This is a genomic window from Massilia pinisoli (genome assembly GCF_024753285.1).
GTDB lineage: Bacteria > Pseudomonadota > Gammaproteobacteria > Burkholderiales > Burkholderiaceae_D > Telluria > Telluria pinisoli.
The window spans coordinates 412129-425830 of sequence record NZ_JANUGW010000003.1; the positions used below are offsets into that span (position 1 = coordinate 412129).

10 protein-coding genes are annotated in these 13702 nt (G+C 68.8%); 6 read left to right on the forward strand and 4 right to left on the reverse strand.

The window, feature by feature from the left end:
- The first annotated feature begins 65 nt into the window (after window positions 1–65).
- The 3 genes from NX784_RS06025 (at window position 66) to NX784_RS06035 (ending at window position 4726) form a co-directional block, all read left to right on the forward strand.
- The gene (locus tag NX784_RS06025; protein ID WP_258815759.1) at window positions 66–791 is read left to right on the forward strand and encodes a sensor histidine kinase; all 726 of its coding nucleotides are present in this window, start codon (window positions 66–68) and stop codon (window positions 789–791) included.
- Window positions 788–2467 carry a tetratricopeptide repeat protein gene (locus NX784_RS06030; protein WP_258815760.1) on the forward strand — a complete coding sequence of 560 codons (1680 nt, stop codon included), beginning with the start codon at window positions 788–790 and terminating at the stop codon, window positions 2465–2467. The genes NX784_RS06025 and NX784_RS06030 overlap by 4 nt, the downstream gene beginning before the upstream one ends.
- Before the next feature lie 99 nt (window positions 2468–2566).
- Window positions 2567–4726, forward strand: a complete 2160-nt coding sequence (locus tag NX784_RS06035; protein ID WP_258815761.1) for a xanthine dehydrogenase family protein molybdopterin-binding subunit — start codon at window positions 2567–2569, stop codon at window positions 4724–4726.
- A gap of 138 nt (window positions 4727–4864) precedes the next feature.
- On the opposite strand, the gene NX784_RS06040 is transcribed toward NX784_RS06035, so the two are convergent.
- Window positions 4865–5668, reverse strand: a complete 804-nt coding sequence (locus tag NX784_RS06040) for a PhaM family polyhydroxyalkanoate granule multifunctional regulatory protein (RefSeq protein ID WP_258815762.1) — start codon at window positions 5666–5668, stop codon at window positions 4865–4867.
- Between the two features lie 122 nt (window positions 5669–5790).
- On the opposite strand from NX784_RS06040, the gene NX784_RS06045 reads away from it, so the two are divergent.
- Together NX784_RS06045 and NX784_RS06050 are read left to right on the forward strand one after the other, a co-directional pair.
- Complete coding sequence (locus tag NX784_RS06045) at window positions 5791–6978, forward strand: DUF3108 domain-containing protein (protein WP_258815763.1); 1188 nt, start codon at window positions 5791–5793, stop codon at window positions 6976–6978.
- A 25-nt stretch (window positions 6979–7003) separates the two neighbouring features.
- The gene (locus NX784_RS06050; protein ID WP_258815764.1) at window positions 7004–7750 is read left to right on the forward strand and encodes a DUF3108 domain-containing protein; all 747 of its coding nucleotides are present in this window, start codon (window positions 7004–7006) and stop codon (window positions 7748–7750) included.
- Here NX784_RS06050 and NX784_RS06055 read toward each other — a convergent pair.
- Window positions 7740–8378 (reverse strand): pyridoxamine 5'-phosphate oxidase family protein, encoded by a 639-nt coding sequence (locus NX784_RS06055; RefSeq protein WP_258815765.1) that lies wholly within the window; start codon window positions 8376–8378, stop codon window positions 7740–7742. The two genes, NX784_RS06050 and NX784_RS06055, sit on opposite strands and share 11 nt — an antisense overlap.
- A gap of 89 nt (window positions 8379–8467) precedes the next feature.
- Between NX784_RS06055 and pdxR the strand changes: the two genes are divergently transcribed.
- The gene (gene pdxR, locus NX784_RS06060; protein ID WP_258815766.1) at window positions 8468–9916 is read left to right on the forward strand and encodes a MocR-like pyridoxine biosynthesis transcription factor PdxR; all 1449 of its coding nucleotides are present in this window, start codon (window positions 8468–8470) and stop codon (window positions 9914–9916) included.
- Between the two features lie 3 nt (window positions 9917–9919).
- Here pdxR and NX784_RS06065 read toward each other — a convergent pair whose 3' ends face one another.
- Together NX784_RS06065 and NX784_RS06070 are read right to left on the reverse strand one after the other, a co-directional pair.
- Window positions 9920–12946: a sensor histidine kinase gene (locus tag NX784_RS06065; RefSeq protein ID WP_258815767.1), complete on the reverse strand. Its 3027-nt coding sequence runs from the start codon at window positions 12944–12946 to the stop codon at window positions 9920–9922.
- 116 nt (window positions 12947–13062) lie between these two features.
- Complete coding sequence (locus NX784_RS06070; protein ID WP_258815768.1) at window positions 13063–13491, reverse strand: hypothetical protein; 429 nt, start codon at window positions 13489–13491, stop codon at window positions 13063–13065.
- Between the last annotated feature and the right edge of the window lie 211 nt (window positions 13492–13702).

The window sequence follows — 13702 nt, forward strand, 5'->3', positions numbered from 1 at the left end:
TTCGGGAAACCGAAAGTTTCAAAGGTATAATGTGTGCAGAGCAACATTTCACACATGAACCGGACATGGACGACGACACCCCCGACGCGCCAGAGCTGTCCCTGTTTCTCGCCTCGACCGCGCACGACATGAAGAATTCGATCAGCGTCCTGTCCGGGACGCTGGAGCGGCTGCTGGTCGCGCATTCTTCCCGGCCCGCCGCGCAGACGGACCCGGAATACACGCAGATGGCGCACATGCTGTACCAGACGAAGCGCCTGAATGACAACCTGATGCAGCTGCTCGCGCTGTACAAGCAGGTGGGGACGCCCGCGTACCCGTTCGACATGCAGCCGCTCGAGCTGGGCCAGCTGGTCGACCAGGTGGTGGCGCTGGAGCGCGTGCTGCTGACGTCGCGCGGCATGAAGCTGGAGCTGGACTACGACGCTGGCCTCGTCTGGCATCTCGACGAAGACCTGATCGTGGGCGTGCTGTCGCATGCGATCAACAACGCCATCCACTACACGTGCGACACGGTGCGCCTGGCGATCCGCACGACGGATGACGGCTGGCTCGAACTGCGCGTGGAGGACAACGGCCCAGGTTATCCGCCGGCGCTGCTGAAGGCGGGCGCGATCGCGACGCGCGATACGGCTCCCGGCATGAACTTCCTGACCAACAGCGCGGGTCTGGGCCTGTATTTTTCGAGCGAAGTCGCGCGCATGCACCGCCACCGCGAGCGCCGCGGCGCGCTGCGTCTCGAGAACGGCGGGCGTTACGGCGGCGGCTGTTTCATCCTGAACCTGCCATGAACGCACCCGAGAATTCGACGGTAAAGCCGGTGGCCGAGATCGACTGGGCCGACAAGAACTACCTCGTCGTCGACGATTTCGTCGGCGTGCGCCAGCTGCTGCGCGAAGCCCTGCGCAGCCTGGGCGCGAAGAACATCGACCAGGCGTCGTCGGGCGGCGAGGCGATGGGCCTGCTCGCGCGCATCCGCTACGACGTCGTCCTGTGCGACTACAACCTCGGCGATGGCAAGAACGGCCAGCAGGTGCTGGAGGAAGCGCGCGTACGCAACCTCGTCAACCCGAGCACCGTGTGGCTGATGGTGTCGGCCGAGAAGAGCGTGGAATCGGTGATGGGCGCGGCCGAGCACCAGCCGGACGCCTACCTGATCAAGCCGATCACGGAAGGCGTGCTGCTCACGCGCCTGAACCGCGTGTGGCACAAGAAGCAGATCTTCCGCCTCATCGACCAGGCCTATGCCGAGAAGGATTACCTGCGCGCGGCGCGCATGTGCGACGCCGCGATGGAGGTGCACAAGGCGCACGAGATCGACCTGTTGCGCATGAAGGCCAAGCTGATGGAGAGAAGCGGCGAGCCGGATCGCGCGCGCGAGGTGTACGAGCGCGTGCTGGAACAGCGCGAGTACCAGTGGGCACGCTCCGGCATCGCCAAGATCCGCATGGCCAACGGCGAATTCGAACAGGCGCGCCAGGCCTTCCAGAGCGTGATCGCGGAAAACCGCTACTACATCGACGCGTACGACCAGCTCGCGCTCGCGTACCAGAACATGGGGAAGCTGGACGAGGCCTGCGCGATCCTCGAGCGGGCCGCGAAGCTGTCGCCGAATTCCGTGCCGCGCCAACGCAACCTCGGGAATGTCGCGCTCAAGGTGGGCAATGTGCAGATCGCGGAGAAGGCCTTCCGCAAGTGCATCGCGATCGGCGAATACTCGATCATGAAGACGCCCGACGCCTACCTCGGCCTGGCGCGCGTGTGCGGCCAGAAGAACGACGCGAAAGAGGCGCTGCAGCTGCTGGCGCAGGCCCAGCGCGAATTCGGCGCGGACCATCCGGACATCGCGCTGCGTTCGAAGATCACGGAGGGCCTCGTCTACCACGAGAGCGGCGACTACCGGCGTGCGCGTAAGGCCGGCGACGAGCTGGAAGCCCTGTTGAACGCGACGGAGAACCGGCCCGACATCCCGACCTGCCTGGAGCTGGCCACGTTGCTGTTTGCCGTCGGCGTGAAGGATGCGCCGGCCGACCTGCTGTGCTACGTCATCCGCAACAACCACGACAACCCGCTGCTGCTCGACGAGGTGCAGAAGATCTTCGAAAAGGCGCGCCTCGGCGACGAGGGCATGGAACTGATCCGCGCATCGAAGAAGGAAGCGACCGACCTGATGAACCAGGGCGTGCTGCTGTGGAAGACGGGCAAGCTGAAAGACGCCGTGACGTGGATGCGCGAGGCGCGCAAGAAGGTGCCGAACAACCAGCGCATCCTGTTCAACGCGGCCCAGATCCTCGTCTCGCACCTGCAGCAGCACGGCTATGACGCGGCGCTGTCCGCCGAAGCCTACGACGTGCTGCACCACGTCGACCGCCTGCTGCCGGGGCAGCAGCGGTTTGCCCAGCTCATGGAGCAGCTGGCGCAGTTGCAGCCGGCGGCGGAAGGTGGGGCGGTGGACGAGGTGGCTTGATCGGCCGGCAAATTCTGCTACGCGATCTGGTGAAAATCATAACGCCGGCGGCGCTGATCGCCGTGTGAGAATTTCAGCCTGACCAAAGCGGAGGGCTGCATGCGCATCGAACGGACGAACCCAGCCCCGAACGGCGTGTCACGCCGCGGCTTCCTGAAGTCCGCCGGCGGACTCGTGATCGGCTTCGTCGTTCCCGGCCCCGCGCGCGCGGGCGCGACGGCACCCGCCTCACCCAACGCGTTCCTGCACATCGCCCCGGACGACACGATCACCGTGATGGTCGACCGCCTCGAATTCGGCCAGGGCGTGCACACGGCGCTGCCGATGCTGATCGCCGAAGAGCTCGACGCGGACTGGTCGCAGATGCGCGGCGCGCTGGCGCCTGCGGCCAGCGCGTACAACGATCCGCTGTTCGGCATCCAGATGACCGGCGGTTCGATCTCCGTGTCGCACTCGTTCACGCACTACCGCGACATCGGCGCCCGCGCCCGCGCGATGCTGGTCGCGGCGGCTGCCGAGCGGTGGCAGGTCGAGCCGGCGCAGTGCACGACGGCGAAGGGCGTCGTCTTCGGCCCCGGCGGCCGCAAGGCGAGTTATGGCGCGCTGGCCGACGCGGCGATGAAGCAGCCCGTGCCGGCGACGGTCAAGCTGAAGGATACGAAGGACTTCCGCCACATCGGCAAGCCGGTGCGGCGCCTCGATGCGCGCGCGAAGGCGAGCGGCAGGCAGCAGTTCGGCATCGACTTCACGCTGCCCGGCATGAAGGTGGCCGTCGTCGCGCGTCCGCCCGTGTTCGGCGCGCGGGTGCACAGCGTCGACGCGGCCAAGGCCAGGGCGATCAAGGGCGTCGTCGACGTGGTCGAGGTGGCGGCCGGCAGCGGCGGCCATGGCGTGGCCGTGATCGCGGACGGTTACTGGCCCGCGACCCAGGGCCGCGCCGTGCTGGCGATCGACTGGGACACGAGTGCCGTCGACAAGCCCGATTCAAGCCGGCAGATGCGCGCCTACCGTGCGCTTGCCGCCACCCCGGGCTTGCCGGCCAGCGTGGCGGATACCGGCCGGCTCGCATCGGCACCGAAGACGATTGCGGCCGTCTACGAATTTCCGTACCTGGCACATGCGCCGATGGAGCCGGTCAATTGCGTGGTCGATCTCCAGGCCGACCGGTGCACGGTCTGGGCCGGCGTGCAGTTCCAGACCTTCGACCGCGCCGCCATCGCCACGGCGACCGGGTTGAAGGCAGAGCAGGTCACATTGCACACGATGATGTCGGGCGGCGGTTTCGGCCGGCGCGGCGTGACGACGTCGGACGACCTGGTCGAAGCCGTCAGCGTCGCGAAGGCGTACGGACGGGGGCCCGTGAAAGTCGTCTGGAGCCGCGAGGACGACATCAAGGGCGGCTACTATCGCCCGTCACACGTCCACAAGGTCGATATCGGGCTCGATGCCGAGGGCGACGTCGTCGCGTGGAAGCACGTGATCGTCGGCCAGGCCATCAGCGCCGGCACGCCGTTCGAAGGCGCGTTGATCAAGGACGGCATCGATTCCACGACGACGGAGGGCATCGCGGGCATGTACGACCTGCCCGTGAACCTGTCGGTCCACCACCCGAAGGCCAACGTGCCCGTCCTGTGGTGGCGCGGCTCGGCGTCCACGCACACGGCCTTCGTGATGGAGACGCTGGTGGACGAAGCGGCTCACGCGGCCGGCGCCGATCCGGTCGCGTACCGGCGCAAGCTGCTGGGTGCGACGAAGCCGCGGCATCTGGCGGCGCTCGACCTGGCCGTCGACAGGTCCGGCTACCACACCCGGACGCTGCCCGAGGGCCGTGCCTGGGGCGTCGCGATGCACGCGATGGCGGGCAGCGTCGTGGCCTACGTGGTCGAAGCGTCGATGGAGAAGGGCGTGCCCCGGCTGCACAGGGTCACGGCCGGCGTGCATTGCAATCTGGCCGTCAATCCGCTCGCGATCGAGGCGCAGGTGCAGGGCGCCGTGCTGATGGCAGTCGGCACTACGTTGCCGGGCGCCGCCATCACGTTCAAGGACGGCGCCGTCGAGCAGAAGAATTTTGGCGACTACACGGTGGCGCGCATACCGGACATGCCGCACGTGGACGTCTTCATCGTGCCGTCCGGCGAGCCGCCCAGCGGCATGGGCGAGCCGGGCCTGCCGCCGCTGGCGCCGGCGTTCGCCAACGCCGTCTTCAGGCTCACCGGCAAGCGCTTGCGCACGCTGCCGTTCGATCTCGATGCGGCGTGAGTTCGCGCCGTATCAGCCCGCCTGCCGCTGCCATTCGTCGTAGCGCTGCGCGATGACCGGCGCGAGCCGGTCGTACGATGCCCACGTGTCGGGCACGTGGTACAGCGATGGCAGTGCCTCGCCCAGGGTCATCGTATTTTACGGCGCGCCCTTGTCCGTCTTGGACCGGCTCTGACGCTTGCCGTTGCCGCCCTCGCTGCCGTTGCCGGCGCTCGTTGCGCCGTTGCCGGCTTTCGGCGCGGGTTTCGCTGCCTCCGCCTTTGGCGCATTAGCGGCACTCTGCGCCGGTGCCGGTGCCGGTGCAGGCGCCATCGCGCTGGCAACCGCCTGCGTAAATTGATCCTGCAACATGTTCCACCACGCGACGGCGGCCGGCATCGCCATCGCCGCCGCGTTGGCCTGCGCGTCCGGTATGGCCGCGGCTTGCGGTGCCGGCGTGCCCGGCTGTGCCGTGCCTCCGCCGCCCGCGCCGCTCGCGTTGCCTGCATTGCCCTCGCCCGGCGCGGGCGCAGATGGTGCCGGCGCACCCGGTTTCGCAGCGGGCGCGGCCGGCGCCGCCGTCTTCGCGGCGCTGCCGCCCTGGGCCGGGGCGCCGAAGAACGCGGCGAACGGCGTGGCGGCCATCTTTTCCGCGCTGACGCCGGACTGGCGCATCGCTTCGGCCATCGACGCGCCCATCGATTTCAAGGTCGCCAGCGTGCCGCGCTGCACCTCGAGGGTCTGGATGGTTCCTCGCAGCATCGAGAGATTCAGGCTCAGCCAGGATTCGACGGCCTTGAGGTCGGCGATCCGCTTCTCCAGGTCGTCGGTCGACATGGGCGGCGTGGCGATCCCGGGCATGCCGGGCAGGCCCGTGCCGGGGATCTGCATCGATCCCCACAGGTTCTTGACGAAGTCGAGCGTGTCCGTCATGCCGGGCATCGGCGCGGAGGGTTTCAGCATGGTGGTCTCCCTGATTGGTCGCCGCTAGCGTAACAGATAAATAAGACCGGATATAGATGCGAATGGACATGCGGCGACGCGTGCGGACGGCCCCGCGCCGACGGACCGGCTACACTAGGCGGATGAGTACCGCCCATGCTCTCATCCGTCGCCGCCGGCAACTGGTGCTCGGTGCGCTCACGGTCGTGCTGCACGTGCTCGTGTTTCGTTGGTTCGCGGGCCAGATGGGCCGCGTGCCCGAGCGCGCCTTTCGCGCGGCGCGCGTGACCATGGCGGAAGTGATCGAGGCGCCCAAGCCGCCCCCGCCGCCGCCCGTGCCGCCGCCGCGGCCGGCGCTGGCGCAGCCGCCGCTGCCGGAGGTGGCCCCCGTGCCGGTCGAGCCCGCGGCGGCGGCGCCCGCTTCGCCTGCTGCCCCTGCTGCCGGGACGCCCGACGCGGCCGCATCCGGTGCGGGCGTGCCCGTTCTGGCGCCGGATGCGGACGGTGTCGCCGCCGCCGCGGGACGGCAACCGGGCCAGGATGGCGCCGCCGCCGGCCCGGGGGCCGTACAATCGGGGCAGGCAGCGAAACCGGACGTGCCGGCGCAAGCGAAGGCTCAGGCAGATGCGGCCGCGAAACCGGCCCCCGCGGCGCCGGAAGCGCGTCATTACAAGGTCGACATGCCGCCATCGGCCGACATCACGCTCGACGTCGCGCGCACGGACGCGAACGGCACGAAGTGGAGCGGCGATGCGCTGCTGTCGTGGCGGGTGACGCCGTCCAGCTATCGTGTCCAGGTCGAGGCCGGCATCGGCGTGCTGTTCGCGCACGTGAACCTGCTGACCCTGACCAGCGAAGGGACGGTCGGAGACGAAGGATTCGTCCCCACCTTGATGACGGAGAGGCGGCGCGGGCGCGCCATGACGGCGACGCATTTCAATCGCCAGGACGGCACGCTCACGTTTTCCGCGTCGGCGGCGAAGTATGCGCTCGTGCCGGGCGCGCAGGACAAGGCCAGCGTGCCGCTGCAGCTGACGGCGATCGCGCGTGCCGATCCGAAACAATTATCGGGAAATATCGACATCCTTGTCGGCGAAGACCGCGACGCAAGCGTTTTTACCTTCATGGTGGCCGGACAGGAACAGATCGATACCCGGCTGGGCCGCATCGCCACATGGCATCTGGTGCGGCCGCCCAAGCCCGGCTCGTACAACTCGCGCCTGGAATTGTGGCTGGCACCGGCGTACGGCTGGTATCCGGTCCAGATTCGCAATGTCGAGGCGAGCGGGGCCGTGACGACGCAGACCGTGAACAATATCGCAATCAAATGAGCAGGAGCTTGAATTGAAGAATGTGGTGAAACTGGCAGGCGCGAGCCTGGTACTGATGGCGGCGCTGGGCGGCCATGCGCAGGCGGCGGAAGAGCATCCGGCCGTCAAGCGGCCGTTCGACCTGCCGCCGTCGGCCGACCTGAGCTATTCGATCTCCGCGCGCCAGCACGGGTTCAACCTCAGTGGCGACGCGCTCGTCACGTGGCGCGCGGGCGCGGGCAAGTATTCGGTCAACGCCGAGTCGCGCGTGGCGATGCTGGGCAAGCTGACGGAGAACCGCAGCACCGGCATCGTGGACGGCTACGGCCTGGCCCCCACCGAGTACTACGACAAGCGCTTCCGCAAGGACCCGACGACGGCCGCGTTCAACCGCGACGACAAGGCCATCACGTTCAGCCAGGGCGACAAGAACTACCCGATCAAGGGCGGCGAGCAGGACCGCGCGTCCGTGTCCTGGCAGCTGGTTGCCATCGCCCGTGCCGCGAAGGACAAGTTCAAGCCGGGCTCGGAATGGCAGTTCTTCGTCGTCGGCCCGCACGATGCCGACCCGTGGACGTTCCGCGTCGTCGGCCGCGAAAAGGTCCAGGCCGGGCCGTCGCTGGGGGAAGTGGACGCCGTCCACGTGATGCGCGCGCCGCCGCCCGATTCCAAGGACCAGACGCTGGACATCTGGCTGGCCCCTGGCCACGAGTGGTATCCCGTCAAGCTGCGCTTCACCGACAACGACCGCGACTACGTCGAGCAGACGCTCGAACGCATCGTCAAGAAGTAGCCCAGTTCTTCACGTAGGCCGGTGGCGCCACCGTGCACTGCGCGTCCGGCACGGGCGTCCCGCGCGCCTCGGCGAGCGGCAGCACGCCTGCCCAGGCGGCGATGTGCATGTCTTCCTCGTCGTCGTCCGGCGGGCCCGTGCGGACCTTGATCGCGGCTTCAAGAAGCGCGATCCGCAGCACGGTCGTCGCCGCGAATTCCCTGTCGTTCCCCGCGCGGACCTCGCCCTGGCGGCCCGGTGCAATGTGCTCCATGAAGTCGGCGAGCGCCTGCCGCTTGGCGGGTTCGCCGACGATCTCGAAGCGGCCGTAGACCATCGCGCTGCGGTAATTCATCGAGTGATTGAAGGCGGAGCGTGCGAGCACGAGGCCGTCCAGGTGCGTGATCGTCACGCAGCACTCGTTCTCCGTCAGGCACTGCAGCATGCGGCTGCCGTTCGACCCGTGGATGTACAGATGGTCGCCGCTGCGCCAGCAGGCGGTGGGGATGCAGTGCGCGCCGTGCGGGTCGGCGAACGCGATGTGGCAGACGTAGGCGGCATCGACGATGGCGTGCAGCAGGGCGGGGTCGTAGGACGCCTTGGAAGCGCCGCGTTTGACCTGGGTGCGGGAGGAAGGAGCAGTGTTCATGGCCTCGATGGAGTAGGTGGAAGCCGCACTATAATGGTCGGGATGGCCCCATCAACAGATCCAGGGCCGCACTATTTCATGGAGCCACGATGGACTATGCCCTGCTGCTCGACACGTTCGGCCGCGACCACGCGCGCCACGCCTGGCCGCGCCAGCGCCTGCTGCACGAATGCCTGCGCGCCGCGATCCGCGACGGCACCTTGGCCGCCGGCACGCGCCTGCTGGCCACGCGCGCGCTTGCGCAGGAGCTGGGCATCGCCCGCAACACGGTGCTGTATGCGTACGAGCAGCTGGCCTGCGAAGGGTTCGTCATCCCGGATCGCCGCGGCACCGTGGTCGCCGGCATCGCCCCGGTGGCGCGCCGGCGCGGCGCCGACGTGCCGCACGCGGGCCTGGCACGCCGCGCGCAGAATCTGCGCATCGTGAACGGCACGGCGGGCGATGCGCTGCCGTTCACGCCCGGCGTCCCCGATTTGCGCGCGTTCCCGCTCGTGCAATGGCGCCGCCTGCTGGACCGCGCTTGGCGCGGCCTCGCCGCCCACCAGCTGAACTACGGCGACCCGGCCGGCGAGCCGGCCCTGCGCACGGCGATCGCGGACTATCTGCGCGCGTCGCGCGGCGTCGTGTGCGAGCCGGGCCAGGTGTTCATCACGGACGGCACGCAGGGGAGCCTCGACCTGTGCGCGCGCGCCTGCGCGGACGCGGACGACGTCGCCTGGATCGAGAACCCGGGCTACGGTGGCGCGCTGGCCGCGTTCCGGGGCGCCGGCCTCGCCGTCCTCGGCATCGCGGTCGACGGCGAGGGCATGGCGCCCGTCGCGCACGACTGGACCGCGCGCCGCCCGAAGCTGATCTACACGACGCCGTCGCACCAGTACCCGATCGGCGTGGTGACGTCGGCCGCGCGGCGCATGGCGCTGATCGACGGCGCGCGTGCGGCCGGCGCACTGATCGTTGAGGACGACTACGACAGCGAATTCCGCCACGAGGGTCCGCCGCTCGCGGCCATGCAGGGCCTCGTGGCCGACGCGCCCGTGCTGTACTGCGGGACGTTCAGCAAGACGATGTTCCCCGCGCTGCGCATCGGGTTCGTCGTCGTGCCGGCCGGGCTGGCGCCGCAGCTTGCCGTCATGCGCGCGCAGTCGGCGGCGGCGGGCCGCACGGCCGAGCAGCTTGCGCTGGCCGAATTCCTGCACAGCGGCGAGTTCGCGCTGCACCTGCGGCGCATGCGGCGGCTGTATCGGCAGCGGCGCGATGCGCTGGTCGACGCGCTCGATCGTCACCTGGGCGGTCACGCCGTCATCGAAGGTGCCTCGGCCGGGATGCATCTGGCGCTGTGCCTGCCGTCCGATGGCGTTGCGGACGTGGAGATCGTACGCCGGGCGCGGGAGCAGGGGATCGTCGTGAACGCGTTGTCGGCCCATGCGCTGCCTGGCCCGGCGATGGCCAACGGTCTGCTGCTCGGCTATGCGCAGGTACCGGTGGAGCGCATGGATGCGCTGGTGGCGCGGCTGGCGGGCGTGATCCTGGCGCGGTAGACCCTAACGGGGCGACAGCCAGCGACCCCACCCGCGCAAGGCTTGCTGATATCGCGTAAACAACCGCAGCCAGCGCACGCGCCGCGGGCCATCCGCATACGCCAGCGCCGCCTTGATCTCGATCCGCCACGTCGTCCCGGCACCGGGCGCCGTGCGCAGGACGGCATCCGCATGGATCAGGCGGGCCCGCTCTTCGATGCCGGGCAGGCCCCAGTGGCCTTGCTTGGCGTCGGCGTCGACGTCGATGCCGCGTCCGTCGTCGCGCACGGTCAGCACGAGGGCGCGCGCACCATACTCGACGATTACGTCGTGCTGCTGCGCATCCGCATGGCGGAAGGCGTTGCGCAACGCTTCGCGTCCGATGGCGCACAGCTCCTGCTCGACGATCGGATGCAGCGCCCGTGCCTCGCCCACGCAGCTCAGCGTGAACCGCTGGCCCGGCGCGGCGTCCTGCTCGCCCACCATGCGCAGATACTCGTGCAGCGCGGGCCCGTTGCGCTCCACCGCGCGCAACGCGGTGATCTTGTCGCGGCCTTCCCGGATGGCGTACGTGGCGTCGCCCAGGCTGCGTCGCAGCGCGTCGCCGAGGCCGGATTCGGAGTCGGGCAGGATCGTCTCCACCTTCAGCACGAAGCCCTGGAACGTCTGCAGCACGGTGTCGTGCAGGTCGCGCGCGATGCGTTCGCGCTCTTCCAGCTGCGCGCTCAGGCGCGCGGTGAGCGTGCGGGTCAGGTAGCGCACGCGCAGACAGTAGCCGAGCCAGAGCAGCAGCAGTCCGGCCACGATGCACGTCACCTTGAAGTACACGGTCTGCACGAGGGTCGGCGCGATGCGCAGGTCGAGCGTGCGTTCGTTGTCGCTCCACGCGCCGTCCTCGTTCATGGCACGCACGCGGAATCGATAGTCGCCGGGACCGAGTCCCGTATAGGTGGCGCTGCGTTCGGTCCCGGTCTGCCACGCGTCGTCCACGCCGTCGAGCCGGTAGCTGAACACGACACGCTCGGGGCGGCTCAGCGCGGGCGCCGTGAAGTCGAAGCGCAGGCGCGTCGTGCCGGCGCGGATATTGGGCGGCTGCGTCGGCGCGTAGGCGACGTCGTCCCCCGTCACCGCCAGCAGCGACGGCTGCGGCGCGGGAAGCGTGTCGTCGCGCCGCGCCAGGTCGGCCTCGACGATGCCGTCCGTCGTCGTCACCCACAAGCGGCCGTTCACCATCCGCAGCGACACCACGCCCGCGGCGGTGCCGGTGTAGCCGTCGCGTACGCCCATCAGTGCATAGCGCAGCGGCGCGCCGGTCTCCACCGCCCGGCGCCAATCGCTCGCCTCGATACGCAAGAGGCCCGTGCTGCCGTTGAGCCAGCGGGCGCCGTCGGGGGCCACGACAAAGCCGGTGACACGCTGCAGCACGTCGTCGCGCAGCGCGCGCAGGCGCCGGAACCGCCCGGCATGGGAGACGACCACGCCGCCTTCGCCAGCCACGACCAGTTCCGGCGCCGAGGACACGGACGTCACCTCGCCGATGCCGCCCAGCGCCGCCTGGTCATATTCCGTCCGCACGCGACCGCCCTCGAACAGCACGAGGCGTCCGTCGGCCAGCGCACGCCACATCTGGCCATGCTTCCCCGGTGCGCTGAACACGAACTCGGCGTCGCGCAATTCGCCGATCGGCTTCCAGTCGCGGCCATCCCACAACTGCACCGGGACGTTGAATCCGCCGAGCCAGACACGTTCCCCGTCACTGCGTGCCCACGCGGCCAACGGCAGGGGCCCCGGCAGATCGACATGGGTGTCGCCGCCGGCGCGACGCAGCAGGATGCCGTCTTCCCTGAGGAGCACGACCGTGCCGTCCGGGTCGACCGTCGCGCCCCGGTACTTGTCCGGCAATGCCGTGAGGCTGCGCGCGGCGGGGGCGTAGCGCCATCCCCGTTTTTCCTGCGGCGCAACGACCCACACGCTGCCATCCGCGTCGGGCGCGACATGGAAATCGCCCTTGATCGCCGGCAGCCCCACGGGACGCAGGGTGTTGCGGCGGAAGCGCTCGATGCCGGTCGGCGAACCGAGCCAGATGTCGCCTTCGCGGTCTTCGAAGATGACGCGGGGCGCCAAGGAACCCAGTTGGCCACGCTGGTCGAGCCGGCTCGTCGTGGCCGCGGCCACGTCGATGTAGCCGCCAGCATCCTTGCCGGCGGACGCGGCCAGGCAGACGCCGGTCGGGCAACGCAGCGCCCACAGGTTGCCGGCACGGTCGAAGATGGCCGTGCTGCCCGATATGTGGCTGAGGTAGGCCGGTGGCGCGGACGCGCCGGCCGCGGGCGCCGCAACGAGCGCAAGAAACCGGTCCCCGCCAACCCAGAGCCGGCCGTCCGGCGCGATCCTGAATCCCTGGATTCTTTCCGACTGTTCGCCGTTTCCCTTGCGCAGTTCAATGGGGATGCAGCGGCCCGTGGTCCGGTCGTAACGGAACAAATGGCTGAGTGTCGTGCCCCACAACTGTCCGTCAGGGCCGAGCGCAGTCGCGACAGCTTCATCGGGACAGCCTTGCGCCGCGCCGAGCACCGACCAGCGCCCGTCCTTCAGATGGCGCAAGCCATACGACGTGGCCACCCAGACCGACCCATCGCGATCGCGTTTCACGTCATTGGCCCAGTTGACGGGGCCGCCGTTCGTCGCAGGAGCGATGTGTTCGAGCCTGCCGTCCGGGTGGAGTACGCTCAGGCCCGGGGCCTCGTAGCCGATGTACAGATCGCCGTTGGGCTGGGGCGCCAAATCCGAGATCCGGGGACTTTGCAAATGCGCGCCGTTCGTCGCGGCGAATAGGTAGAAACGCACGCCATCGAAGCGGTACAGGCCATTCGGCGTTCCCAGCCACAGCCAGCCATCGGGCGTCTGCGCCATGCGCGTGACCTGCACCGGCGCCCCGTCGCTCGCGGTCCAGACGGCGTGATTGTAGTCCGCGAAGGTCGGGTCATGATCCTGTCCGAAAGCCGCCCCGCTCAAGACAATACCGAGCAGCGCGCAGCAGAATCGTTGCATCCGGATCATTTCCGCGCTCGCCCCATCGTGTCGACTCCGTTCAGTGTTACCTCATGAATAAGGTCCCATTGTAGAGTTTCCGAGCGTTTTCAGCAGAGGGCGACTGTCCAGGCAGCTTACTCGCCCGGTCCAGGATCGTCCGGATTGTCATTTTCCCAATGCAGCACGATCTCCTTCGGCGCGGTGCCCAGCTTGACGGTCCGTTTGAAGGTCTTGCCCTCGGCCGCCGCGCTAATGCGGTACGTCCCGGCCGGCAGCTTGGCGAAGAACATCGGGCCGACGTTCGCGACGCTCAGCAGGTCGGTGCCCTTGGCGTCCATGATGTCGAGCTGGATGTCGGACCGGTAGGCGCCGCTCTGTTGCGTGGCGAAGGTCAGCAGCAGGTTGTAGTCGGCGCGCTGGGCTTTCATGGCGGCTTGCTCTTCCAGGCCGACGCCGCCGTTGGCGTAGGTGATGCCGTTCTGTTGCTGCGGGGTGGTGGCCGCCAGGACGGCGGCCGGGGTCAGGCAGGCGGCGAGGATGACGGCCGCAAGTGTGCGTTGCATGGCATTCCTCCTTCTGATGATGTAAATATCACAACGGTCATTATCGCGCTGTCGGGCCGGAAGGGGCGCGCGCCTGGTGTTGCAAGGTTGGCAAGTCAAGCGGCGATTCGATTCCGTTGCATATTCGCCAGTCGGGAACCGTGCGCGGGTGTTCCGTATAAGTTGCCAAGCCTTAACTGTTATACTGACGCCCCCGCGCCCGCCGGCGTCA

Coding starts and splice junctions, on each gene's coding strand:
- NX784_RS06055 (WP_258815765.1), bottom strand. CDS start 8,378: ATGAACACTGCTCCTTCCTCCCGCACCCAGGTCAAACGCGGCGCTTCC.
- NX784_RS06070 (WP_258815768.1), bottom strand. CDS start 13,491: ATGCAACGCACACTTGCGGCCGTCATCCTCGCCGCCTGCCTGACCCCG.
- NX784_RS06030 (WP_258815760.1), top strand. CDS start 788: ATGAACGCACCCGAGAATTCGACGGTAAAGCCGGTGGCCGAGATCGAC.
- NX784_RS06045 (WP_258815763.1), top strand. CDS start 5,791: ATGAGTACCGCCCATGCTCTCATCCGTCGCCGCCGGCAACTGGTGCTC.
- pdxR (WP_258815766.1), top strand. CDS start 8,468: ATGGACTATGCCCTGCTGCTCGACACGTTCGGCCGCGACCACGCGCGC.
- NX784_RS06035 (WP_258815761.1), top strand. CDS start 2,567: ATGCGCATCGAACGGACGAACCCAGCCCCGAACGGCGTGTCACGCCGC.
- NX784_RS06025 (WP_258815759.1), top strand. CDS start 66: ATGGACGACGACACCCCCGACGCGCCAGAGCTGTCCCTGTTTCTCGCC.
- NX784_RS06065 (WP_258815767.1), bottom strand. CDS start 12,946: ATGCAACGATTCTGCTGCGCGCTGCTCGGTATTGTCTTGAGCGGGGCG.
- NX784_RS06040 (WP_258815762.1), bottom strand. CDS start 5,668: ATGCTGAAACCCTCCGCGCCGATGCCCGGCATGACGGACACGCTCGAC.